13 protein-coding genes are annotated in these 25,337 nt (G+C 68.7%); 7 read left to right on the top strand and 6 right to left on the bottom strand.

The window, feature by feature from the left end:
• Positions 1-39: 39 nt before the first annotated feature.
• Together HOP12_07030 and HOP12_07025 are read left to right on the top strand one after the other, a co-directional pair.
• Positions 40-3,513 carry a hypothetical protein gene (locus tag HOP12_07030; protein ID NOT33907.1) on the top strand — a complete coding sequence of 1,158 codons (3,474 nt, stop codon included), beginning with the start codon at positions 40-42 and terminating at the stop codon, positions 3,511-3,513.
• A 13-nt stretch (positions 3,514-3,526) separates the two neighbouring features.
• Positions 3,527-6,379: a hypothetical protein gene (locus HOP12_07025; GenBank protein ID NOT33906.1), complete on the top strand. Its 2,853-nt coding sequence runs from the start codon at positions 3,527-3,529 to the stop codon at positions 6,377-6,379.
• A gap of 10 nt (positions 6,380-6,389) precedes the next feature.
• Here HOP12_07025 and HOP12_07020 read toward each other — a convergent pair whose 3' ends face one another.
• A complete protein-coding gene (locus tag HOP12_07020; GenBank protein NOT33905.1) occupies positions 6,390-8,357 on the bottom strand; it encodes a hypothetical protein in 1,968 nt (655 codons plus the stop codon).
• 162 nt (positions 8,358-8,519) lie between these two features.
• Positions 8,520-8,882 (bottom strand): hypothetical protein, encoded by a 363-nt coding sequence (locus HOP12_07015; protein NOT33904.1) that lies wholly within the window; start codon positions 8,880-8,882, stop codon positions 8,520-8,522.
• Between the two features lie 121 nt (positions 8,883-9,003).
• Between HOP12_07015 and HOP12_07010 the strand changes: the two genes are divergently transcribed.
• Entirely contained in the window at positions 9,004-9,585 is a 582-nt protein-coding gene (locus HOP12_07010; GenBank protein ID NOT33903.1) for a sigma-70 family RNA polymerase sigma factor, read from the top strand.
• A gap of 36 nt (positions 9,586-9,621) precedes the next feature.
• Positions 9,622-12,279, top strand: coding sequence for a tetratricopeptide repeat protein (locus HOP12_07005; GenBank protein ID NOT33902.1), 2,658 nt, complete (start codon positions 9,622-9,624; stop codon positions 12,277-12,279).
• A gap of 13 nt (positions 12,280-12,292) precedes the next feature.
• Here the strand turns inward: HOP12_07005 and HOP12_07000 are convergent, their stop codons facing one another.
• Together HOP12_07000 and HOP12_06995 are read right to left on the bottom strand one after the other, a co-directional pair.
• Positions 12,293-15,418 (bottom strand): efflux RND transporter permease subunit, encoded by a 3,126-nt coding sequence (locus HOP12_07000; protein ID NOT33901.1) that lies wholly within the window; start codon positions 15,416-15,418, stop codon positions 12,293-12,295.
• Positions 15,415-16,524, bottom strand: a complete 1,110-nt coding sequence (locus tag HOP12_06995) for an efflux RND transporter periplasmic adaptor subunit (GenBank protein ID NOT33900.1) — start codon at positions 16,522-16,524, stop codon at positions 15,415-15,417. Before HOP12_06995 ends, HOP12_07000 begins: the two co-directional genes overlap by 4 nt.
• Positions 16,525-16,767: 243 nt before the next feature.
• On the opposite strand from HOP12_06995, the gene HOP12_06990 reads away from it, so the two are divergent.
• Both HOP12_06990 and HOP12_06985 read left to right on the top strand, forming a co-directional pair.
• The gene (locus HOP12_06990) at positions 16,768-18,075 is read left to right on the top strand and encodes a hypothetical protein (protein ID NOT33899.1); all 1,308 of its coding nucleotides are present in this window, start codon (positions 16,768-16,770) and stop codon (positions 18,073-18,075) included.
• A 7-nt stretch (positions 18,076-18,082) separates the two neighbouring features.
• A complete protein-coding gene (locus HOP12_06985; protein ID NOT33898.1) occupies positions 18,083-20,137 on the top strand; it encodes a DUF2079 domain-containing protein in 2,055 nt (684 codons plus the stop codon).
• Positions 20,138-20,155: 18 nt separating this feature from the next.
• On the opposite strand, the gene HOP12_06980 is transcribed toward HOP12_06985, so the two are convergent.
• On the bottom strand, positions 20,156-22,837 hold the full coding sequence (locus HOP12_06980; GenBank protein NOT33897.1) for a hypothetical protein: 2,682 nt from the start codon (positions 22,835-22,837) through the stop codon (positions 20,156-20,158).
• A gap of 176 nt (positions 22,838-23,013) precedes the next feature.
• Between HOP12_06980 and HOP12_06975 the strand changes: the two genes are divergently transcribed.
• A complete protein-coding gene (locus HOP12_06975) occupies positions 23,014-24,456 on the top strand; it encodes a beta-lactamase family protein (protein ID NOT33896.1) in 1,443 nt (480 codons plus the stop codon).
• On the opposite strand, the gene HOP12_06970 is transcribed toward HOP12_06975, so the two are convergent.
• On the bottom strand, positions 24,453-25,337 hold an 885-nt coding region (locus tag HOP12_06970; protein NOT33895.1), incomplete at its 5' end, for an alkaline phosphatase. The two genes, HOP12_06975 and HOP12_06970, sit on opposite strands and share 4 nt — an antisense overlap.

Raw genomic sequence — 25,337 nt, 5'->3', positions numbered from 1 at the left:
GCCCCACGGGCGCCGTTTTTCTCACGGAGGAAGTCCGAAATGAACCGCCAACCATCACACTCGATCGCGATCGGCCTCGGCCTTTTGGCGCTGCTCGCGATGGCGCCGTCGCCGGCGCTCGCCGAGCCCGCGCCCGCGGACTCGACGCCCACGAAAGCATCCAGTGCGGTTGCGGCAGCCGGACTGCTTCCCGTACACGGCATCCTGGTCGACCTGGACGCGCTCGCGGCACCCGGCAAGTCGGGAGCGCGTCCATCCGCCAGGTCGCGCGACGGCGCCGTGGAAGATCTGAAGAAGCTCTGGAAGGACCATCTCAAGGTCGCGGGCTTCAACGTGGTCCAGTTCCGGATCGACGTGAATGACGCCGATGCGCGCGACGCCGAACGGCTGGTCGAGCTGTGCGCGTGGGCAAAGGTCGAGGGAGTTCGGCTGGCACCCTGCCTGGTGGCCGGCCCGATCGGTTCCGCGCTGACCGACGACTACTCGAAGCGCTCGGCCGCATTCGTCGCCCAGGTGATCGAGGCTGCACGCCGTGCAGGCGACGACGGCCTCGCGAGCTATGCGCAGATCATGTTGTATGCGCTCGGACGCCCGCTCAATCACTCGGCGAGTCAGGGTGCGGTCGAGACCGCGACGGCGGTGCGGGTGCTCAAGTCCGCTGCCGAGGCGATTCGCACCTCCGAGCAGCAGGCGCTCGCGGGCACGACGCTTCAGCCCACACCGCTCAGCATCGACGCGTCGTTCGACTACGAGCTGATCCGCCACGGCGCGATCGTGCACACCGCCCTCACCGACGACGCCTACCAGCAGGGCTACGCCACGCTGCGGGACTTTCTGCTGGCGGTCGTCGCGCAGGCGCCGGTCGAGGTGGTGAGCGTCCAGTGGTTTCCCGGAAGCGTCAGCTCCGAAGGCGTCGAGCGGCTGCCCGACGTCGTCACGCGTCTGCAATCCGATCTGCCCGGCAAGCTGCTGGTGATCGAGACCGGCTACTCGAGCGCCGCCGGACGCGACACGGCGCAGGCGCGCTACTACGCGCTCGCATTCCAGAATCTGAGCGACCTGCGCATGACGCAGGGCATCGACTCGCCGTTCGCCGGCATCGTGTGGCACTCGGCATTCGATCGCGGCGACGACAACGGCAAGCCCGAAGGGGCGAACGTGAACTGGTCGGAGCGCGCGGGCGAGCTGACGCGCATGTGGAACGATCCGCGTTCCGATGCGAAGGCCGCGCGCAACTGGCTCGATCGCGTCGAGGGTGGGCTCGGCGTGATGTCGCGTGCCAGCGCCACCAGCACCAAGGTCGCGCCGAAGGCGACGCTCAAGTTGCTCGCGAGCCTCGACGAAGCGGTCGGACGGTCGGCGGAGCAGTCGGGCGCGAACGCCGCGGTGCGTGAACTCACCGCGCGCGGCACCGGAGTGGGAAAGCAACTCAAGGACCGACTGCAGGGCGCGATGCTCGGGCTGCTCGACACCTGGCTCGCGAAAACCGCGGACGATCTCTTCACCACTCAACCGGAGCAGGCCGCAGCACCCCAGACGCCCGGCGAGATGCCGGACGTCCAGATCGTCGGCATCGGTGAGACGCCGACCGGACTCAAGCTCGGCGGTTCCGCTTCGATTCCCATCTCGCTCTTCAACGCCGGCTTCGCTCCGGCCTCGAACGTGGTCGTCTACCTCAAGGATGGCGACGCGGTCGACCTGTCGCGCAGCAATCCGACCACCCTCTCGCCCGGGGGCACCACCACGATCGAAGTGCAGTGGACGCCGACGCGCACCGGCAGTTTCCGCGCCGTGATGCTCGACGCCTACTGCGACCGTGACGCCGACCCGAGCACCAATCGCGCGCTGCTGGGAGACGTGCAGGTCGACCCAATCGGTGGCGGTGGTGGCACCGGCGGCGGCCCGAAGGGCACGCACGGCGGGTTCAACGTCGACATGTCGGGCGTGCTCGCGACCGCGGACTTCAGGAGCAGCGCGCAATCGAGCAGCGCGCCCGGCTTCGTCGCGGTCGAAGCCTTCGTCACTCCGATGACCTTCATGACCACGACCCCGAGCGCTCCGGCCGGCTCGAGCGGTGGGAGCACGACGGCGCCTCGCACCGCGACGGCCGGCAAGACCGCGGCGGCCGGCGTCGCCAGTGGCGCCACGATGACCATGAGCAGCGGAGAGGGCGGGTCGACGATGTCGGCGCGCACCGTCACCGGCACGCCGTCGACGCCGGCGCCGGCGCCGAGTGTCTCCGAGCCGGTCGCGATGACGATCGTCAATCCGTTCCCGAGCGCGTTCACCCAGGCGACCGCGACCCTGACGGTCGACGATCGCGTGGTCGCGACCCGCTCGCTCGGTACGATCCTCCCGAAGCAGCGCCGGACCGTGAGCTTTGCGGGCTGGAGCCCGCCCGCCGGTGGGACCTATCGGGTGCGCGTCGACGTGAAGGGTCGCTCGCCGCTCGGCAAGGAGCTGAACACGTGGGCCGCCGATCGCATCAAGATCGGAAGCGCGCTCCCGCAGCCGATGATGGCGGCAGCCGCGGCGCCGACGATCACGCGGCTCACGACCCGGTCGCTGACGCCGGTGATGCGCAATCCGCTCTCGGGCGGCGTGCGTCCGATGAGTGCGAGGCCGGCGACGCTCGGTGCGCCCGGCTTCCGTAGCTTCGCGCGCGGTGGCCAGCCGCTCGGCCTCGGACCCAACAGCATCGAGATCCGGCCGTTCCCCGTGACCGCGCAGAGTCCGGTGCAGTTTTCGATCCGGCTCATGAACTCGGAGCGCGAATCGGTGCGACAGGCCCGCGTGCGACTGTTCGTGGATCGCGAGGATCTGGGCGAGGTCCTGGTCGACGTTCCCGCCGGCGGCTACGCACTCGCGAGCGGTTTCCGCACCTGGACCGCGAGCATCGGCCGGCACGACGTGCGGGCACAGGTGAGCGCCGCCACGCTGAACGGCGAAGCCACCAAGCCGATCATGGTGCTGACCGGAGCCGGTCCGACCGCCGCGGCACGCCTCGGCGGTGCGCCCGGAGTGCGCTCGATCGGGAGTCGGCCGACTCCGACCGTTCGCACCCTCGATCCGCGCACGCCCGTCGCCACCATGTCGTCGGCATTCGAATCGCCGCGCAGCGGACTCGGTGCGGCGCGTCCCGATCTCGAGATCACAGCGCGCGATCTGCACTTCATGCCTGCGGTCCCGACCGCGAATTCGCCGCTCGTGATTCCGATCACGGTACGCAACGTGGGCGGCGCGATCGCCCGCGATGCGCGGGTACTCGCGGTGTTGCAGGTCGACGGACACGAGACCGCGCGCCAGCAGTTCACGACCACCGTCGCGCCGGGCGCCTCGACGGTGCTCGAGTGGCGGCTTGCGACCCCGGCCAGCGGCCAGCTCGGTGTCACCGCCACCGTGACGGTGCTCGGAGATCTGCGGCCCGACAACAATCAGGCGCGCGCCATGGCGACGGTTTCCTCCGGCATGACGCCCGTCAAGCTGCTCACCCCGACCCGGATCCGTCGGTAACTCGGAGCCTCTCATGCGCCCCACACGCATTCTTCTCTCGCTCGCGCTGGCGTTGTTCGCGGCAGGCGCAACGGCGTCTCACGGCTTCGCTCAATCGCCGCCGTTCGTGAGCATCAGCCTGTTGCCGCAGCCGTCCTACTACCCGGCCGACTGGCAGGTCACGCACACGCTCGCGGAGATGAAGGTCTACAACCCGATGTCCGAAGACATCGAATGCCAGTTCCGCGTCGTGGTGTCTCAGGACGGCAGCTCCGCGACCACCACCGAGACGCGCCGCTTCCCGAACGGCCTCAACACCTACAAGACTCCGCAGCTCTGCAACTGGCGCGGCCTGCAGTTCAATGGCGCGATGGCGAAGAGCGTGGCGCGGACCGGGCATCTGTCCGAGAGCTACGTGTTCCTGAGCGTCTATCTGGAGAACTGCGTGCTGGCGATCTCGCGCACGCCGGTTCAGTCGGTCTCGGCGTCCACCGGATTCCTCGTGTCGGTGCCTTCGCCGCCCGCCCTGCGCAGTCCCGCCGAAGGCAGCGAGTCGCATCTTCCGAATCCGGTGTTCAGCTGGACGCCGGTGTTCATGTCCGACGGCGCGCAGGTGCTGTACCGCTTCCGTCTGGTGCGTGTGCTGCCGGGGCAGACGCCGCGGCAGGCGATCGAATTGAATCGCGCCGAGTTCGAGACCATCACCCGCTCCACGGGCAACTTCTCGTATCCGACCGCCGCGCCGCGTCTGCAGAACGACTGGCGCTACGCGTGGCGCGTGCAGTCGGTGCACGGAGCCAGCAACTGGCTTCCGGGCATGCCGCAGTCGCAGGTCTACACCCCGGTCGGATCGAACGACGGGTTGAGCGAGATCTTCGCGTTCACCTGGCGGGGGGGCGGTGATCCGGGGCGCGCGGTTTCGAACGTGACGGCCAGCCGGGAGCTCGATGCATGGGGTGATGCCAAACTCGCGACGATCACGGGTGCGGGAGCCGATCCACGACCCTGGAGTCGGGATCGCGTCGCGGGCGGCGGGCGTGCCGAAGCCACACTCGCCACCGACGCGTCGCCGGCACTCGCCGACGCCTCGCGTTCCGCGGTTCCGGTGTGGTGGGCCACGATGCTCGATGCCGACGGCGGGCAGGCGCGCCGCAGCGAATGGTTCGAGCGCCGGGCTCAGGCGCGCGAACTCGCCGGCGCGACCGCGATCGAGAACGCAGCGGAGGGCGCAAGTGCGCCCGAGCAGGCCTCCTCGACCACCGCGCAGGCCGCCTCCACCGATGGCGGTGCGCCCGTCACTTCACCCGCGCTGGGCGGCGATCCCAATACGGTTCCGCTTCCCACCGCACCGGACGAAACAACCTCCTCGTGGGCGAAGCTGATCGGAAGCGTTTCGGTCTCGGGCGATGTGTACGGCCATGAAGGTGGCGGGCCGTCCGCTCAGCCGAACCGCAACGGTCGCATGAACGCGGGCATGACGCTGAGCATGCTCGGCGGCCGCATGAACCTGCCACTCGACGCTCTGGTGTCGGACAACCGGGTCGCGGTGAGTCACAGCATCAATCAGTTCGGCATCAATCCTCAGTGGGCGTGGGGTGGTCTGCTGGCGGGACACTTCGCACCCCGCTACTCGAACCTCACGCTCGCCGACGCGACGGTGCTGGGCGGGGGAGGCGAGGTCACGCGCGGATCGTGGCGGGTGGGCGGCCTCTCGGGCCGCGTGCGTCAATCGCTGCGCGCCGACTCGGCGAACGCGTTCCAGGGTCAGTACGCGCGACACGTCAACGCCGGACGCATCGGGAATGCAAACGTGCTGCAGACCGCGGTCGAGGTCGCGGTGATGGAAGCGCGCGACGACGAGGGCTCGCTGCCGAGCACCGACAGCCTCACCCGCGCCACCGTGCAGTCGAACGGCGTGCTGGGCTTGCGCGCGCGCCGCATGCTGTTCGACTCGACGCTGGTGCTGCAGGCGGAGGGTGCGTGGTCGCGTTATCGCCGCGATCTGCGATCGAACGGCGACAATCTGTACGGTCGTGCCGTGACGATCCAGCTGTCCCGCGACACGCCGCTGAGCGGAATCGGCGGACGGCTCGACTATCTGAACGGCGGGTTCGTGAATCTCGGCAACGCAGCACTCGCGAGCGATCGCATGGAGTCGCAGCTCAATGGCCGCCATGCGCTCTTCAATGGCCTGCTCGACGTGAGCGCGAATGCCGGTATCCGGGATGACAACCTGAGCCGCACGCTCGGCGCGCGAACCCGCCGCGCGCTGCTCGGCACGCATCTCGGCTGGCGTCCGCCGCGGGGACTCGGGGCCGAGTTCGAGCTGGGCTGGGTCTCGGGCAACTCGGAGGCGAGCCTCAATCGGCCCGAACTGGGAGACGTCACGCGAAACCTGATGTTCTCGCCGCGCTTCACCTGGGGCAGCGAAGCGATCGCGCACACGATCTCGGCCTCGTACTCGCTCCAGCGACTCGAGTACTCGGGTGACGGCGCCCTCGAGTTGAGCAACGGCCGCAACACGATCGTGGTGGGCAGCTATCAGGGGATCGTCTCGCGCACCCTCACGCTGCTCATGAGCGGCAGTTACTTCCTCTACGATCTCGGCACCAGCGTGACGGAGACCGGAACCGCCGGCCCCGGCGTCAACCTCAATCTGTTCTCGGGCCGGCTGCAGTCGACCGTGCAGCTGCAGTTCACCCAGACGCGCATCGGCGGCATCGGCATCGAGCGCGAGCTGGCCCCAACGATCGAGGCGCACTACCAGGTGGCGGGCCGCCACAGCGTGTTCGTGCGTGCCGGCTATCGCCGCTACCGCGTCGGCAATCCGCTCGGCTCGGACTTCGACGACCGTCAGGCGACCATCGAGTACTCCGCCGGGCTGTGACCGAAGCGATTCACGGACGCTCCGCGTCGGGTCGCGGCTCCTGTTGCGCGCGCAGCTCGGCGAGGTTGATCTCGATCGAAGGATTCGCGTGCATCAGGTCGCGCAGGATCTGATCGCGGTCGCGTGAGGGCTCGACGTCCACTCGCTGCGGCGTGCGATCCGGCTCGAGGTGGGGCCACAGCACCTCGCGCACGTCGGGCGGCAACACGCTCTCGAGGTATTCGAGTGCTGTGCCCCGCAGCATCCGGTCGCCGGCAAACAGCCCTCGAAACGCGATGCGCAGCGGCTCGCGAGGGAGCACCATCGACAGCAGCGTGAAGGTGTGTTGAAGCGTGCGACCTGCGCGCTCGCGCAGGAAGTCGTCGACGAACGTGCTCTCCTCGCGTTCCTCGAGCCGTTCGAGCAGGCGCTGGGATTCCCACACCGGGTGTCCGACCGCGGCCTCGCGACGCACCGCCGAGAGAATGCGCGCGGAGTCCGCGCGCAAGTGTTCGTCGCGCTCGATGAGGCGCGCCAGTGCCACTCCGCACCGGTAGCGGACCTCGAAGCGCGCATCGTCGAGGCCGCCGGTGAGTCCCTCGACCGCGAGCGGAGTCGGATAGTCGGTGAGCAGTCTCGGAATGCGGCGCCGGATCGAGACGTCGGTGGCAGGATCCAGCAGCGTGTCGACGAGTCGGCGGACATGAGAGGCCGCTCCGCCCGCCGCTTCCTCGACCGAACGAGCCAGTGCGACCGGGAGCATCGTCGAGAGCGTGGTGCGGGTGGTCAAGTCCTGGACCTCGAGCGGGTCGAGCCTCAGTTCCCCGACGCGCAGCCCGGCTTCGAGTGATGCGATGTAGCCGCGCTGCACGCGCGACACCACCGCCAGCACCGCGGCCGACGACGCGACCGCGAGTCCGAGCAACACGGGCATCGAAGCGCCCGCGGCGACTCCGAGCACCAGCAGAATGAGGCCGGCACCGACCGCGTCGCCGAGCCGATCGCACGCCACGTCGACCAGTGCCCGGGTGGCGCGCTTTTCCGCCGGCGGAATCGGGGTGTAGAGCAGCTCGTAGCCGGCCCGGAACAGGGAGCCGCGCATCACCAGCTCGAGCCCGCGAGCCGCGATCGCGCTGGCCGCGCCCGGCGCCACCAGGGCCACGGTGGCGCCGCCCACCACGGCCGCCGGCAACGACCCGATGGTGCGCGCAAGGCCGCCGTGCTCGAGTGCGGCACGCGCGAACAGCGACTGAATCGCGAAGGTGAGCAGCGCGGTCGCCGCGTAAAAGGTCGAGAACACCCGCATCAGCTCGTGGCTGCCGCGCCACGCATCGGTGACCTGCGCCTTGAACACGAAGTCGAGCAGCGCCGCGCTCGCCGCGCTGCCGAGCACCAGCAGTGCCAGATTGCGAAGGTAGGGGGTCGCGATCAGCCGTCGCATGGCTTCGCGCGAGCCGAGTGCGGACGGCGGCTCGGGTGCCTTCGCGACTCGCGCGGGGAGCGGCGGGAAGCGCCACGTCGCCCACGCGCATCCGGCGTGGGCGAGTGCCAGCGCCGGGAACGTGGCGGCGACCCCGCCGAGCGAGGTGAGCCGCTCGGCGAGCACTCCGCCCGCCAGCCCCCCGAGCGTGCCGATCGCCAGGATGCGAGCCAGCGAGCGTCGGGCGGCGCGCGGCTCGATGCGTTCGCTCAACATCGACCAGAAGCCTGAGATCAGCAGCGGCCCGATCGCGGCGACGTGCAGGTAGAGCGCAATGGCGCCGAGCGCCGGCCGCGCGAGCGTGAGTCCCCATTCACCGATCGTCAGCACCGCGCTCGCGAGCATCGCGAGGGTGACGAATCGCGCGGCGCCGAGCCGCGCGGCGGCGCGGGTGGCGAGCCACGCGGCGACGATCGCGAGCGCGGACGCGGCCACGATCATGATCGGCAACGATGCGAGTGCGAAGTTCGAGAGGAACAGGGTGTCGCGAACGGCACGCGAAGCGACCTGCGAGGCCATGATCAGCGCCGAACCGACCATCGCCATGCGGGTCAGGGAGTGGAGGCTTCGAGTCTCCGACGGATCGAGCGTGCGACCCCCGCGATGTGTGGGCGCGTCTGAGCGTTCGGTGCGCCCCGGGACGTGACGAGCGACGCAGCCTACCCGCCGGCGTCGAGGCGATCAACGCCACGAGTGGCCGGAGCACGCAACGATCTCGCGTCGGATCGCCTCGGCGCGTCCGTACGGCATGCGGCGGGTGATCGAGACGCGGCGGCCGCGCCAGTGCGCGAAAACGTAGGAGGTCGGGTCCGAAGCGCGGCGTGCGCTCGACTCGTCTGTGAACACGCCGATCTCCTCGATGTCACCGAACGCGAGCCGCGCTCCGGCGCAGATCAAGCCCTCGCCGGGGCGGATCGCGATGCGTTCCCGGCGGCCGAGCAGCCGACCCATGAGCGCCCCGAGCCGACCCACCGCGTAGGACAGCACCAGCGTTCCGTCGCGCTCCCGAGCCACTCGGTAGTCCCTCTGGAAGCGGGGTTCCATCGCCGACTCTCCATGAAGCAGTGAATTCCGATCCCGGGAGGCGCGATGGCTGCCGTATACTCGTGGCCGACTCTCGCCCCATCCCCGACCCCCATTGCGTCGAACCGCCGGAAATACCGTCATGAGCCTGCGAAGCCTCCGAGCACCGAGCATCCCGGGCGCCGGTTCCCCGCGCGATGCGGCGGCCGGCCGCACCGAGCTCGACGATGTGTTCAGCGCCGCATACGAGGAGCTGCGACGGCTCGCTTCGAGCGTGCGGCGCAACGAACCCAGCGCCACGCTGAGCCCCACCGCACTCGTGAACGAAGCATGGCTCAAGCTCGCCGGAACTCCGTCGGTGGCTCGCACCTCGCATCTGCACTTCAAGCGCATCGCGGCCCGCGCCATGCGGCAGGTGCTGGTCGATGCCGCGCGTCGGCGCCATGCCGCCAAGCGGGGTGGACCCGGCACGCCGCTCGTGACGTTCGATGACGCCGCAGGCGACGGCGCCCGATGGGCCGAGGATCTGATCGGTTTGCACGAGGCACTCGACGAACTGGCGCGCCTGCACCCCCGGCAGGCCCAGATGGTCGAGATTCGATTCTTCGGTGGGCTCGACATCCCCGAGACCGCCGAGATGCTGGGAATCTCCGAAGCCACGGTGCTGCGCGACTGGCGCGCGGCCAAGGCGTGGCTGTCCCAGGCATTGCGCCGCGCGGACTGAGCGACGGCGCCCGAACTCTCCGGACTGGATTCTGAAATGGACGCGAGTCGCTGGGAACGCATTCAGGAACTCTTCCACGAGGTGGCCGACCTGCCGGCGACCGAGCGTCGCGCGCACCTCGAGGCCGCGTGCGGCGGTGATTCGGCGCTGATCGATGAAGTTCTGCGCATGGCCGACGAGGACACCACCGACGACTCGCTGCTGAGTCGCGATCTGGCGCAGCTCGCAGACCGCGTGCTGGCCGCCGATGCGCCGCCCGTGTTGCCGCGCGCGCTGGGCCCTTACCGTCTGCTCGAGCTGCTCGGCGAGGGCGGCATGGGCGTGGTGTATCTGGCCGAGCGGCCCGACCTCAAGAATCAGGTCGCGATCAAGCTGCTGCGCGATGCGTGGCTTTCGCCGGCGCGCCGCGCGCGGTTTGCGAGCGAACAGCGCACCCTGGCGCAGCTCGATCATCCGGCGATCGCACGGCTCTACGACGCGGGCACGTTGCCCGAAGGGACGCCGTGGTTCGTGATGGAGTACGTCGAGGGGCTGCCGCTCGGACGCTACTGCGATGAGCATCGGTGTTCGATTCCGCGGCGGCTCGAGTTGTTCCGCTCGGTGTGCGAGGCGGTCCTTCACGCACATCAGCACGCCGTGATCCATCGGGATCTCAAGCCTTCGAACATCCTGGTCAAGGAAGGCGGGCAGGTGAAGCTGCTCGACTTCGGCATCGCGAAGCCGCTCGAGGCGGCCGGCAGCGAAGCACAGCGGACGCGAACCGAAGCTCGACTCATGACGCCCGCCTACGCGGCTCCCGAACAGATCCGCGGCACCGGGCTCGGAGTTCACACCGACGTCTACGCGCTCGGCGTCGTGCTCTACGAGCTGCTCGCCGGTCGGCCGCCATTCGACTTCGAGAACCGCACCCCGCTCGAGATCGACCGCATCGTCCTCGAGCAGCAGCCCGAGCGGCCCTCGGCGGTCGCGCGCGCGGCTGAGCGCAGCGCCGGAGCGCGCCCGGTCGGCTCGGTCGGCGGCGCCGAGTGGGCCGATCTCGACGTGCTGTGTCTCACCGCGATGCAGAAGGACCCGGCGCGCCGCTACCGGACCGTGGATTCGCTGATCCGCGACCTCGATCACTACCTGCGCGGCGAGCCGCTCGAGGCGCGCGCCGACTCGTGGGGTTATCGGGCCTCGAAGTTCGTGCGTCGCCATGCGGCGCCGTTGGCCGCGGCGGCGCTGGTGACGATCGCGATCGTCGGGCTGGTGACGTTTTACACCCTGCGACTCACCACCGCCCGCAACGTGGCGATCGCCGAAGCCGACCGGACGCGGCGCATTCAGCAGTTCATGAGTCAGCTGTTCGCGGGCGGCGACCCGGATGCGGGCCCCTCGGACACTTTGAGGGTCGTGAGCCTGCTGGATCGCGGTGTGCGGGAAGCGAACGCGCTCAATGAAGAGCCGGAAGTGCAGGCCGAGTTGTTCCAGAATCTGGGCGGCATCTATCACAAGCTCGGGCGCCTGGACCGCGCCGATTCGCTGCTGCAGACCGCGCTCACGATGCGCCATGCGGCTCGCGGGTCCTCGAACGCCGACGTGGCGAGGAGTCTCACGGCGCTCGGACTGCTGCGTGCCGATCAATCGCGCTTCGAAGAGGCCGATCGGCTGGTGCGCGATGCGATCGAGCGCAGCCGGCGCGGTGGCCCCGGCGCCGAACTGGCCGAGGCGCGGGCTTCGACGGCACTCGGTCAGCTGCTCGACATCGCGGGCGACTACGCGCAGGCGATTCAGGTGCTGACCGCCGTGGTGCGTCTCGACTCGCTGGGCAAGCTCCCGGTTCCGGAGCGCACCGCGGCGCTCACCGAGCTCGCGAACTGCCACTACTACGCGGGCCACTACGAGGCCTCCGACTCGCTGAATCGGCGCGTGCTGGCGCTCGACCTCGCGGCACACGGCACGCATCACCCGAACGTGGCGAGCGATCTCATCAACCTCGGCGCGATCCAGCAGGAGTGGGGACACTACGCGGCCGCCGAGAGCCTGTTCCGCGAAGCACTGCAGATCTATCGCGGGTGGTTCGGCGAGGACCACTTCGAGACCGCGGCCACGCTCACCATGGTCGGCCGCGTGCTCATCCCGCAGAATCGGCGCGATGAGGCGGCGGGGCTGCTTCAGCGCGCGCTCGCGATCCGCGAACGGGTCTACGGCCCGCACCACCCGAGCGTCGCCTCGACGCTCAATGAGATCGGAAACGCGGCACTGGCCGACAAGCGGCTCGAGCTCGCCGAATCTTCGTTCCGGCGCATGATCGACATCTATCATGCGGCTTACGGCGACAAGCATCAGCTGATCGGGATCGCGCTCGCGAATCTCGGCAGCGTCTACATGGAGCGCAAGGACTTCCGCGGCGCCGAGCGGACCTATCGCGAGGCGCTCGATCGCTACGGCGAGACGCTGCCCGCCGATCATCTGTACATCGGGATCGCGCGCATCAAGCTGGGGCGCGCACTGCTGCGGCAGGCGCGTCACCGCGAGGCCGAGCAGTCGACGCTGGCGGGCTACGAGATCGTCACCCGGCAGGCGGATCCCGCGGTGAGCTGGCTGCAGAACGCTCGCAAGGACCTGGTGGCGGACTACGAAGCGCTGCGCGAGCCCGAGAAGGCCGCGAAGTTTCGCGCCGAACTCGAGAAGGACGAGGCGGCGGCCAGGTAGCGGAGCGCCGGCGTCAGTCGCCGGCGGCGGCCACCGATGCCTGGCTCCCGGCCGCCGGCACCGCGGCGAGCCGGCGACGGCGCCTGAAGCGCGCCTGCAACTCGTCGAGATAGGTGTAGAACACCGGCGTCACGTAGAGCGTGACGATCTGCGAGAACGCGAGACCTCCGACCACCGCGAGCCCGAGTGGCTGGCGGGCTTCGGCGCCGGCTCCAATCCCGAACGCGATCGGCAGCGTGCCCATGAGTGCCGCCAGGGTCGTCATCATGATGGGCCGAAACCGCACCAGGCACGCCTCGATGATCGCGTCGCGCGGGGTCTTGCCGTGTTCGCGCTCCGCTTCGAGTGCGAAGTCGATCATCATGATCGCGTTCTTCTTCACCAGCCCGATCAGCATGATGATGCCGACGAACGCGTAGATGCTGAGATCGGCCCGGAACAGCAGCAGCGTGAGTAGCGCGCCGAAGCCGGCGAACGGAAGTCCCGACAGAATCGTGAGCGGGTGGATGAAGCTCTCGTACAGGATGCCGAGCACCAGGTAGATCACCAGCACGGCGAGCAGCAGCAGCCACAGCAACCCCTGCTGGCTCGACTGGAAGACCTGCGCGGTACCGCCGAAGCTGGTGCTGATGCTGGCCGGCAGAGCCTCGCGGGCCTCGTGCTCGACCGCTCCGACCGCGGCTCCGAGCGAGGCCCCCGGCGCCAGATTGAAGGACAGCGTCACCGCCGGCACCTGCCCCTGATGATTCACGCTCAGCGGTCCGAGTGCGGGCGCGAGCTTCGCAACCGCGGACAGCGGCACCAGTCCGCCGTCGCGTCCTTCGACGTAGAGATTCTGGAGCGCCGACATGTCGCGCTGATATTCGGGCAGCAGCTCCATGAGCACCCAGTACTGGTCGCTCGCGGTGTAGATGGTGGAGACCTGGCGCGAGCCGTACGCGTCGTAGAGCGTTCGTTCGATCTGTTCGGCCGACACTCCGAGCGAAGATGCCCGCTCGCGATCGATCTCGACCTGGACCTGCGGGTTCTTGATCTGCAGGTCGCTGGTGACGTCGGCGAGCAGCGGCTGATCGACCAGTCGCGCCAGCAGCGCGTTCGACGACTCGTAGAGCGACGTCACGTCGGGCCCCGTGAGCGTGAACTGGTACTGGCTCTTCGACTGGCGACCTCCGACGTTGATGACCGGGGGGTTCTGCAGAAACACGCGGATGCCGGGAACCCGTGCGAGCTTGGGTTGCAGCTCGCGGATGACCTCGTCGGCCGAGAGCTTGCGCTGGTCGCGCGGCTTGAGCCGAATGATGAGACGCCCCTGGTTCGAGGACGAGCCGCCTCCACCGCCGGCGACCGATGACATGAACATCTCGACGTTCGGGTCGTTGCTCACCACCTCGGCGACCGCCCGCTGATGCGTGACCATGCTCTCGAACGAGGTGCCTTCGGCGGACTCGGTGCTGGCGGTGATGCGGCCGGTGTCCTCGCTGGGGATGAACGCTTTCGGCACCACGCGAAACAGCACCACCGTGCCGACCAGGATGCCGAGCGAGAACACCAGCGCCGTTCGTCTGTGGTTCATGACCCAGCGCAGTGTGCGCTCGTAGAACCCCAGTGAACGCTCGTACGCGCTCTCGATCGCCAGGTAGGCACGGCCGTGCTGCACCGCGCCTTCGTGGTGCAGGAAGCGGCTGCACAGCATCGGGGTGAGCGTGAGCGACACCACGCCCGAGACCAGGATCGCGACGCTGATCGTGATCGCGAATTCGTGGAACAGCCGGCCGAGCAGCCCGCCCATGAACAACACCGGAATGAAGACCGCCACCAGCGAGACGGTCATCGACAGGATCGTGAAGCCGATCTCCCGGGAGCCGTCGAACGCGGCCTGCATGGGTGTCTTGCCCATCTCGATGTGCCGGTGAATGTTCTCGAGCATCACGATCGCGTCGTCGACGACGAATCCGACCGCGAGGGTGAGCGCCATGAGCGACAGGATGTCGAGGCTGAAGCCGAGCAGCTTCATGGCGGCGAACGTGCCGACGATCGAGAGCGGGAGTGCCAGACTCGGGATCACGGTGGCGGGCAGGTTGCGCAGGAACAGGAAGATCACCAGCACCACCAGCACGAGCGTGAGCAGCAGCGTGAATTGAACGTCGCGCACCGAGTGGCGGATCGACTCCGAGCGGTCGTAGATGGTGTGGATCTCGACCGAGGCCGGCAGCTGCGGGCGCAGCCGATCGATCAGTGCCTTGACGCCATCCGCCACCGCGACCGTGTTGGTGCCGGGCTGCCGCTGGACCGCGAGCGTGATCGAACGCTGGCTCCGGTACCAGCTCGCGACACGATTGTTCTGCACGTCGTCCTTCACGATGCCGAGGTCTCGCAGCCGCACCGGCGCGCCACCGCGGTAAGCGATCACGATCTGGCCGAACGCCGCGGCGGTCTGAAGCTGTCCGTTGCTCTCGATCGTGGTGGTCTTGTTCGGTCCCCACAGGATCCCGGTCGGCAGGTTCACGTTCGCCGCGTCGATCGCGGCGGTCACCGCGCTGATCGGAATGCCGCGCGACGACAGCGCGCGCGGGTCGAGCTGGATGCGGACCGCGTACTTCTGCGCGCCGAACACCGACACCTGCGCCACGCCCGCCACCATCGACATGCGCTGTGCGAGCGTGTTCTCGGCATACTCGTTGAGCTGCGAGAGCGGCAGCTGCGGCGAGGTCAGCGACAGGAACAGGATCGGCTGATCGGCGGGATTGACCTTCTGATACGAGGGCGGCGTGATTCCGGTCGGCAACGAGCGCAGCGTCTTGGCGATCGCCGACTGCACGTCCTGCGCGGCCGCGTCGATGTTGCGCGCCAGCGAGAACTGCAACGTAATGCTGGTCTGGCCCTGGTTGCTCGACGAGGTCATCGCGTCGAGTCCGGCGATGGTGGTGAACTGCTTCTCGAGCGGGGTCGCGACTGCCGAAGCCATGGTCTCGGGCGAGGCGCCCGGCAGCGACGCGCTGACCGAGATCACCGGATAATCGACGTTCGGAAGGTCGCTGACCGGAAGCTGCGTGTAGGCGGCGGCGCCGAACAGCAGGATCCCGATCATGACCAGCGTGGTCATGACCGGTCGCTCGATCCAGATCCGGGACAGGTTCATGGCTTGCTTCCCGACTCACTGCGGACCATCACCCGGGCGCCGGGCGAGAGCCGCAGCTGTCCGTCGGTCACCACGATCTCACCGGCCTCGAGTCCGGAGTCGACGATGGTCAGAAGCCCGACGTTGCGGCTCACCGTGATCGGCCGGGTGGCGACCGTCGAGTCCTTCGCCATGACGTAGACGAAGCTGCCCTGTTGGCCGCGGGTGACCGCGGTCTCGGGCACCACGATTGCGTCGTTCTGGTCGAACAGCACCAGCTCCACGTCGACGAACTGGCCGGGCATCAGGCGCTGGTCGGTATTCGGAAACTCGCCCTTGAGCAGCAGCGTGCCGCTGTTGGGATCGAGCGCGTTGTCGACGAACGCCAGCGTTCCGGCGATCGCGACAGTGTCGGCGGCCGAGAAGCGCGCCGTGACGCGCGGGTTCTGGTTGCGATGACGCTGCACGACGGCGACGGCATCTTCCGGGACCGTGAACGCCACGCGGACCGGTCGGGTCTGGTTGATCGTGACCAGCGGCTCACTGGTGGCGGCGCGCACCAGATCACCCTGATGCACGAGCAGTCGGCCGGTGCGGCCGCCGATCGGAGCCCGGATGGTCGCGAACTCGAGGTTGAGTCGCGCGGTCTGCACCGCGGCCGAGTCGGCGAGCACGGTCGCAGCCCAGGTTTCGGCGGTGGCGCGCGCCTGATCCCATTCCGCCTGCGAGATGAACTGCTGGTCGAACATCGCGCGCGCTCGCTCGCCGTTCGAGTGTGCGATCAGCGCCTGGGCCCGGTCGCGCTGCAGGGCCGAGCGTGCCTGGTCGAGCGCCGCGCGAAACGGACGCGCGTCGAGCTGGAAGAGCGGCTGCCCCTCGCGCACCTCGTCGCCTTCGCGGAAGGTGACGCGCTGCAGCACCCCGCCGACCTGAGAGCCGACGTCGGCGGTGCGGATGGCCTCGACCGTGCCGGTGGCTCGCAGGGCGAACGGCATGGCTCGCTGCTCCGCGACCGCGATCGTGACCGGGACGCGCGGCTTGCGGGCCTCGCGCTTTCCAGCACAGCCGGTCAGGGTCGCGATCGTGCAGAGGAGTAACGGGAGCAGGCTCGGCTGGACTCGGATCATTCGGAGAGGCCCCGGGTCGGGAGGTGCGGCGCGAAGTTCGGCGATTCCAACAGTATGCGACCGCAGCCTACCGCGAACGGTGCACCCTCTGGGGTCAGGAGTCTGTCAGCCGGTTCGCGAGCGCTCGGGGTCGTGAACGGTCGATCCCAGCGCGGCGAAAAAGGGGTACCGTCGGGTCGACCCGAGTTGTAGCCTTTGCCACGCAGGTGTTCTCGCCGTTCGCCGCAGCTTCGGAGGCTCCCCATGCAATCTTTCTCGTGGCTCCGTTCGAGCCTTGCCGCGGTCACAGTCCTCACGCTGTCCGTCTCGTCCGGGCCGACCGCAAGCGCTGAGCCCTATTCGGTCACGGGAGTGTTCACGTACGGCGCTGACAACGTCGCGCGCGCGATCAATTCGAGCGGACTGGTGACGGGCGTCAAGTACCCGTGCTGCGTCGACGCGAACCCGCGCGGCTTTCGCTGGATGGGTTCCGAGCAGATGTTCACGAGTTATCCGGATCAGCTGATCGAATTCTCACTCGAAGCGATCAACACTCCGGGTCGCGTCGCCGGCACGGGAGGGTTCGGCGAGTTCTACCCCGAGTCGTACCGCGCCGTGGTCGGTGTGGGAACCGAGATCCTGGATCTCGGGATCGCGAACTCGCAGGCGCACGGGCTCAACATCTTCTCGCGCGTGGTCGGTGAGCAGATCGTGGCGGGTCACACACGCGGGTTCGTGGTGGACGTGGGCGAGGTGGCCACCACGCTGGGGACTCTCGGCGGCGCGACGAGTATCGCGTACGCCATCAACGACGCCGGCACCGTGGTGGGAGAAGCGCAGCTCGCCGACGGCAGATCGCATGCGTTTCTCGCCTCGGGTGACTATTCGAGCCTCGTCGATCTCGGAACGCTCGGCGGCGCGAACAGCGTCGCCTACGACATCAACGCGGCCGGAGTGGTGGTCGGTGCGGCGCAGGCCGCCGACGGGGTGTGGTACCCGACCGTGTTCCAGTCCGGCACCGTGCAGAAGCTCGGCAGCGCGAGCGGGCGGGCGCGCGCCATCAACCAGGGCGGCGTGGTGGTCGGGACGCTCGGTGCGAGCGGCGCTTTTCGAGCGATCGGTGGGGTGGTGCGCGACCTGAATTCGCTGATCCCCTCCGATAGCGGCTGGTGGCTGTGGGAGGCGCACGACATCAACGACGCCGGACAGATCGTTGGACGCGGCGACCTGGTGGCGGGATCGCACACCTACGTTCGCGGCTTCGTACTGACGCTCGGTACGGTCGGAGTGTCGACTCCGGCGCGCGCAGAGCTCGCGTTTCGCGCCCAGCCGAACGTGACGCCGAACGGTGCGCGATTCGTGTTCGGAACTTCGATCACCACACCCGCACGCGTCGAGCTGATCGATGTCTCGGGCCGTGTGCTCCGCCGCCTCGAGGTCGCGGCCGGATCGAGCGCGATCGAGTGGGATGGACGCGACGACATCGGACGACGGTTGTCACCGGGATTCGTGATCGCGCGTGCGACCGGCGAGGGCTGGGAAGCGCGTACCCGCCTGTTCATCGTTCGCTGAGTCGGGGTTGAAAGGCCGCCGCCCCGCTTCAGCCGCTGGTTCGAAGCCGAAGCCCAGGCTCAAGTCGATCGCCCCGCCGCCGGCAACTCCGGCGGGGTGGTTCGAGCGGCTGACGCTGGCGCTGCTGATCACTGCGTACCTCGGCGTCTACGGAACCGCGGTGTGGGTGAAGCACCGCTACTTCCTCTACACCGACTTCGATCTCGCGATCTTCACCCAGGCGATCGATCGGCTGGCCCACGGTTCGTTCTGGAATTCCGTGCGCGGCATGAACTGGCTCGGCGATCACTCCTCGCTGATCCTGATTCCGCTCGCCCCGCTGCTCGCGCCGTTCAAGAACCCGCTCGCGCTGCTGTGGGCGCAGACGCTCGTGCTGGCGCTCGGCGCGATCCCGGCCTACCGGCTGACGCGTCGCCTCACCGGCGACCCGGTCGCGGCGCTGTCGGTCGCGCTGCTCTATCTGATGTTCCCGGCGGTCGGCTACGTGAACCTGTTCGAGTTCCACCCCGAAGCGTTCGCGACCGCTCCGCTGCTGGCGGCGATCGACGACCTGTCGGACGGGCGTTGGAGGCGCGGCCTGCTGTTCGCCGCGCTCGCCATGCTGGCGCGCGAGGACGTGGCGCTCGCCGCTCTGGGGCTTGCGGCGTTCGTGCTGTGGTTGAGACGGCCGGGAGCGCGGGCGACCGCGGCCCGGCTCGCCGGGCTCGCGACCGTTTCACTCGCGCTCACGTTTCTGATCCTGCAGCCGATGTTCTCGCGCGGTGAGGCCGAGTACGCCCGCATGTTCGGAGCCTGGGGGCAGACGCCGGGAACGGTGCTCGCGAATCTGGCCACGCATCCATGGCGCGCGATCGAGGCGCTCTTCAGCACCCCGGGCGATCCGGGCGACGGGTTGCTCAAGCGCGAGTACTGGCTGCACCTGCTGCTCCCGGTCGGCGCGCTTCCGCTGGCCGCTCCGCTGCTGCTGCTGGCCGCGCTGCCGCTGCTTCTGCTGCACCTGCTGTCGTCGCGGCCCCAGCAGCACGCGATCGCGTTTCAGTACACGGCGGCCGTCACGCCGTTCGTGATCGCGGCGGCTGCGTTCGGGCTGGCGCGGCTCGGTCGCGCGTTCGGGGCCGCCCGTTCGCGGCTCGCGACGCGCGTGCTGGTGGTGGTCGCGCTGGCGGCTTCGGGATTCGCGAATTACCAGTTCGGTCCGCTGTTCGGGCACAGCAGGTGGCAGCATCGTCCGCCCACCGAACGCTCGCGGCCGGACGATGCCGCGCGCCGCCTGCGGCCGTTTCGAGAGCGGCTCGTCGCGCGGATTCCGCCGGACGCCGCGACGATCGCGAGCTTCGAGTACCTGCCGCACCTGTCGGCGCGCGCGGAGCTGCACTCGATGCATCACATCCTGTCCGGGGTCTACACGTTTTCGTCGCGGAGCTACCCGGTCCCCGAACGGATCGACGCAATGATCGGCAACCAGGGCATGGAGTTTCGAAACGCCGCATCACGCGAGCGACTGCTCGGCCTGATCGCCCGCAACCACCTGCGCCCGGCGGACGGTTTCGACGACGCGGTCCTCCTGCTGCGCGGTGCGCGCGACACCGTTTCGCTGATCGACGTGGCTCCACGCATGCCGCAGCGCGTGCTGGCGATCCGCTTCGACGACGAAATCGAACTGGTCGGCGTGGATCCGGTGTCCGCGGTCGTCCAGCCCGGCGAGGTGGTCACGCTGATCACCTACTGGGCGCGCCGCGCACCGGTGACGCAGCTGTTTGCGACCAACACCTTCGTGCTCGATTCGACCGCACAGCCGCGGCAGTTTCGCGCGCGCTACCTGGGCTACGGACTGTTCACCGCCGAGCGCTGGCGGCAGGATGTTGTCATGCGCGACACCTACCGGCTGGTCGTCTCCGGAACGCTGCCGGATGGCAAGTACCGGGTGGCGTTTCGGGTCGCGCACCGACGCTTCGGCAATGACGACCGGGAGGGTGGCCTCGCGCACGCGAGCATTGCGGCGCTCAACGAGCCCGACCAGTCGCTGCAGATGGGGAGCTTCGAAGTGCGGCGCGCCCGCTAGGCGCGCGCCGCACCGCGATCAGGCCGCCATTGCCAGGTCGTCGTCGTCCTCGTTCGCATCCCGGGCGTGGCGCGCCTCGGTGATCACGGCGCGCACCCGCGCGGTGGTCTTCTGCTCCTCGCGCAGTCCATCGATGGTGGCCTCGGCCTGCTTGAGCAGCATCTGCAGCGAGCCGGCCTTCTCGACCGCCTGATCGACCAGGACCTTGTGGCCTTCGAGCGATTCGAGGCTCGAACGGACTTCGACCAGCAGCGCCTCCGAACGCGCGAGCCGTTCCTCGGCTTTCACCATCTGGCGCTTGCGGTCGTCGAGCGAGCTGGCGGTCTCGCGCACCTCGTTCAACCGGTTCATGACGTCCTGGAGCAGCTCGCGACCCTCACCGATCTGCTGGTGCGCCGAAGTGATCTCGCGCACGTGCGATGCGGTTCGTTCCGCCATCGCGAACATGCGGTCGAGATCGGTCTGCAGCGCTTCGACCGTGCCCTGCCGATTGTCGATGAGCTCGAGGGAGCGCGTGATGTTCTGCTCGGTCGCGTCCCAGCGAGCCATGCGGTTCTCGAACTGGCCGAGCCGTCCGTCGACCCGGCGCAGCGCGTTGGCGCGGTTCTCGAGCTGGCTCGACAGCTCGGCGACCTGCGTCGCCCGCTGATGTGCCTCGTCGAGGTTCGTGGCGAGCTGTGCGCTGAGTGCTTCGAGCTGCTGCGCCGACTGCGAGGCCTTCTCGCGCAACGCGGTCGTGCGCGTCAGGTCCTTGGCCGCAACCGACAGCGCCTGCTGACGCTGATCCAGCTCCTCCTTCATGGAGCGCGTCTCCTGCGCCAGCGACTCGATCGAATCGCACTGCGCGGCCACCGCGGCGACCGTCTTGCTGATCTCGGCGACCTGCCGCTCGGCCTGATGAACGCCGGTGGTGACGGCCTTCATGGCCTTCGTGGTGCCTTCGGCTTCTTCGGCCTGGGCTCCCAGCGTTTCGAAGCGCTGCTCCGCGAACTCCATGCGCTCCTGAAGCTGGCGGCTGCGCTCGTCGAGGCCGGCGCCGAGCGAACCCAGCTCCGTCAGTCGGCGCTGCAGCTCCTCGATCATCTCGCGTCGCGATTCGATCGTGGCGGTCGATTCGGTGATGCGCTGTGCCTGCTTGCGCACCGCGTCGAGCGTCGGCTCGAGCTGGTGGAGATCCGCGAACTGAACCTTGATCTCGTTGACCGAACGATCGACGTTCGCGAGCCACGAGCGGGTTTCGCCCTGATGCTCGCGCACCCGCGTGATCTCGCCCTCGGCGAGCTGCAGCTGTTCGAGCGCGTCGGTGACCCGTGCGCTGGTGCCGCCGAGCTGTGAGACGTCGTGGAGCGCCGCCTCGATCGCCGGCCGCATGCGCTCGAGCTGCGCCACCTGTGCGCCGACTTCCCGCGCGTTGCGTGCGGTCACGTCCAGCTCGCCGTGGATCGCATTCAGCTCCGTCGCCTGGTGGCCGACCTGCTCGAGTTCGGACGCCAGCGCCTGAACTCGCTCGGACAGCGTGTTCGCCTGCGTGCGCAACTCGGTCATGACGAGGCTCGACTCGCCGAGCCCCTTGAAGCGGTTCTCGCACGCCGACAGGTCGCCGCGCAGATCCGCCACGCGCTGGCTCACCGCCTCGAGGCCGCGGCTCTCGAAGTCGAAACGCTCGACGGTGTTCCGCATTTCGGCCGTCATGGACGACAAGTCCTGGCGGGTCGACTGCGTCTGCTCGTGCGCCTCGTGCTGCAGCTGGGTGATCTCGTTGGAGCGGTCCAACACCGACTCGTGCAGCGCGCGCAGCGCGTTGGCCTGCTCCTGCAGCGTGCGGAGCGCGGCCTCGTTCGACTGCTGCTGGCGCACCCCCGCGTCGAGCTGGCGCATCGCCCGCTCGAGCTGCTCGATCTGAGCCAGGGCGCGATCGATCGCATCGCGCTGTGATTCGAGCGACGCGGTCTTGTGAGCGACCGAATCACCGAGTGCCTTCAAGGTGCCGAGCTCGCGTCGCACCTCTTCGATCGTCCCGCGTACGCCGTCCATCCCCTTGACGGACTGCTCGACGCCGAGCACGCGGCGCTCCTTGTCCTGCAGCGCGCGGCCCAGATCGTCGCCGCGGCGGTCGAGCGCCTCCATCTTGGAGACCGCAAGCTTGTGCGCATCGAGCAACCGGTCGTGCTGTTCACGCAGCCGCGTCATGCGCTCGCCCGAACTCTCGAGCTGGCCGCGCAACGCCTCGGTGTCCCCGCGAACCTGCTGGAACGGCTTCTCGACTTCGAGGAATCCCGTCAGCTGTTCCTTGAGCCGCGTCGCGTTCTCGACCTGGGTGCCGAGCTCCTCGAGCGTGGTTCGGATCTGCCGCGAATCCTCGAGCGTCTCGGTGAGGCGCGACTCCGCCCACTGCTGACTCTGCGCGAGGCCCTGCGCGCGATCGTCGAGATTCTGGAACAGGTCCGAGAGCTTCACCATGGCGGCGAGGCGCGCTTCGATCTCGGACACGCGGGTGACGACCTGATCCAGTTCACTGGTCGCCTTCGCGATCGGCTCGCCGAGCTTCTGCAACCGCTCCGCGGCATCGCGGCCGTTCTCGACCAGCGACTCGTAGCGTCCGCGTTCCTGCTTCATCTCATTCAGGAGCGCGCGCATCTCCTCGGTGAGCTGGTTCTCGCGTGATCCGTTGCCGAGCAGGTTCCTGAGGAGAGGGGACATCGTTGACTCCTTCGCACTCGTCACCGGGTCGGTGACGCCGGGGCCGGGGGTCCGACGCATCCGTGTCGGGACCACGCATCTCGAGCCTTTGCCCCCGAGTCATCGGCAGGCGATCGCCGGACCTTCACGAAAGAGGGCGATCCAACCCTTGGGTGGCGGCCGACCGTCTCAGGTCCATGAGCCTCGTCGCACTCGCCTCACTCACCGTGCTGCTGATGTCCGCCGCTCCGGCTTCGCCGCCGGCCATGCCTCCCTCGCCGCGTCAGATCGCGAGCGCCGCCGACCGCTATCTCACTGCTCGAACCGAACTGGGCGGCTTCAGCGGCGCGGTCCTGATCGCGCGCCATGGCCAGGTGCTGTTTCGTAAGGGCTTCGGCTGGGCCGACATCGAGCGTCGAGTTCGCTTTTCACCCGAAACCCCTCACGAAGTCGCATCGGTCTCCAAGATGTTCACAGCCATGGCCGCGCTCGAGCTGCAGGAGGCCGGCAAGCTGACGCTCGACCAGCCGATCTGCAACCTGCTCGAAGAGTGCCCGAACGCGTGGCGCGCCGTCACCGTGAGCCAGCTGATCCACCACACCTCCGGGATTCCCGACTATGAGGAGCGGCTGGGACTCGGCTCTGCGCCGTACCTCGAGTTCATGGGGCGAGCGCAGGCGACCGCCGACCTGATCGAGAACGCAAGGCGGGACACGCTCGAGTTCGAACCCGGCTCCCAGTTCCACTACAGCAATACCGGCTACCTGGTGCTCGCCCGCATCATCGAGCGCATCGCGGGACGACCGTTCGCCGACCACGTTCGCCAGACGCTCCTCGAGCCCGCCGGCATGCGGAGTTCCGGAGCCGTGAGTCAGTGGACTCCCGGCAGGGATCTCGCGGTCGGCTATACGCGTGGCGACGTCGGCTGGGACACACTACTCTCCGGTATTCCCCTCGAGCGTTCGGGTGTCGTGCGAGTTCCGCGCCTGCCACTGGCGGGGACCGCCGGCGATGGATTCCTCTTCAGCACCGTCGACGATCTGTTGCGCTGGAGTCGCATCATGGCGGGTGACGACTCGGCGCGGACGGACCCCGTGGTTTCGCGCTCACTCGCGACCGCGGCGTGGACCGCGGGCCTCGGCGGCTATGGCGCCGGGTGGTTCGTCGATGAAAAGTTCGGACGGCGGCGGCTGTCGCACACCGGTTTCCTGCCGGGGCACGCGACGAATCTGGTGGTGTTCCCGGATGACGGCGTGACGATCGTGCTGTGCAGCAACTTCGATCGCATCCGCATCGATCGCATCACCCGCGACCTGTCGGCGATCGCGCTCGGTCAGCCCTGCGACCTGCCGGTGCGGGGGCATGTCGCAAAGCTCGCGGCGGGTCAGCTCGAGCGACTCGAGGGGAAATACCAGATGTCGGATGGCGCGATCCTCACGGTCCGGAACGAGCCCGACCATCTGACCGCCGAGTGGCCGAAGCAGTTCGTGGCGGGACTCATCCCGCTGTCGCCGACCGAGTTCTTCATGCCGATGACCGAGGGGCGCGTGACGTTCGACCGAATCGGTGCAACCGGCGCGGGGCGCTTGAACCTTCGTTACTCGGGCGTCGACCACATCGGGATCCGCGCGCCCGACTAGCGCGTGGTCAGGGTGCCGATCTCCAGGCCGGCCAGCCGAGCGATCAGGCGGCCCAGCGCCGCGTGCGGGCGCGAGCCGCGCAGCTGCCCGGCGCCCGCCCCGAATGCCCACACCGGCACGTCGACGGCGGTGTGCCCGCGGGTGGTCCAGCCGACGAGGGCGCGCCGGCTCACCAGTTCGGAGATCGCGGACGCGAGGGCGGCGCCCTTGATCGCGCGCAGCTGCGTGCGCTCGGCAACCCCGAGATCCGAGATCCCGGCGTCGCTTCGCAGCACCGCGGTCAGCTCGGCTCCCGCATCGATCCGCGCTGCCATCGACTCGCTCGAGCGCCGCACGCGCCGCAGCACTTCGGGGTGCCATGCGTAGTGGCTGGTGCCATCGACGGCGCGTCCCAGCGACAGCCCGCCGGTCTCGTGATCGGCGGTGACGACGATCAGGGTGTGCGGATTGCGGCGGGCGAACTCAAGCGCCACGTGAAACGCGTCGTCGAACTCCAGCACCTCGTGCGCGGCGGTCGCGGCGTCGTTGTCATGTCCGGCGTGATCGATGCGACTGCCCTCGATCATCAGAAAGAAGCCGTCCGGGTCGCTCGAGAGTCGGGCGAGCGCCACCCGTGTCATCTCGGACAGCGAGGGGCGCGTGGTCGGATCGGCATCGAGCACGTAGTCGAGATGCGAGTTCGCGAACAGGCCGAGCACCGGTCCGGGCCCGAGGCGCCGCAACGCGCCGACGTCCTGCACCACCGTGACGCCGCGCCGCCGCTGCTCGTCCAGAAGATTGCGCGAGTCGGTGCGGTGTCCGCCGCTCGCGACCGGAATGAAGTGGCGGGCGCCGGCGCCGAGCAGCAGTTCGATGTTCTGTTCGACTTCCTGGGCCGCGAT

It is taken from the genome of Candidatus Eisenbacteria bacterium, assembly GCA_013140805.1.
Taxonomy (GTDB): Bacteria; Eisenbacteria; RBG-16-71-46; order RBG-16-71-46; family RBG-16-71-46; genus JABFRW01.
Note: the sequence above shows the minus strand (reverse complement) of the source record. Positions and strands in the feature narration are given on the sequence as shown.

Coding starts and splice junctions, on each gene's coding strand:
- HOP12_07030 (NOT33907.1), top strand. CDS start 40: ATGAACCGCCAACCATCACACTCGATCGCGATCGGCCTCGGCCTTTTG.
- HOP12_07025 (NOT33906.1), top strand. CDS start 3,527: ATGCGCCCCACACGCATTCTTCTCTCGCTCGCGCTGGCGTTGTTCGCG.
- HOP12_07020 (NOT33905.1), bottom strand. CDS start 8,357: ATGGCCTCGCAGGTCGCTTCGCGTGCCGTTCGCGACACCCTGTTCCTC.
- HOP12_07015 (NOT33904.1), bottom strand. CDS start 8,882: ATGGAACCCCGCTTCCAGAGGGACTACCGAGTGGCTCGGGAGCGCGAC.
- HOP12_07010 (NOT33903.1), top strand. CDS start 9,004: ATGAGCCTGCGAAGCCTCCGAGCACCGAGCATCCCGGGCGCCGGTTCC.
- HOP12_07005 (NOT33902.1), top strand. CDS start 9,622: ATGGACGCGAGTCGCTGGGAACGCATTCAGGAACTCTTCCACGAGGTG.
- HOP12_07000 (NOT33901.1), bottom strand. CDS start 15,418: ATGAACCTGTCCCGGATCTGGATCGAGCGACCGGTCATGACCACGCTG.
- HOP12_06995 (NOT33900.1), bottom strand. CDS start 16,524: ATGATCCGAGTCCAGCCGAGCCTGCTCCCGTTACTCCTCTGCACGATC.
- HOP12_06990 (NOT33899.1), top strand. CDS start 16,768: ATGCAATCTTTCTCGTGGCTCCGTTCGAGCCTTGCCGCGGTCACAGTC.
- HOP12_06980 (NOT33897.1), bottom strand. CDS start 22,837: ATGTCCCCTCTCCTCAGGAACCTGCTCGGCAACGGATCACGCGAGAAC.
- HOP12_06975 (NOT33896.1), top strand. CDS start 23,014: ATGAGCCTCGTCGCACTCGCCTCACTCACCGTGCTGCTGATGTCCGCC.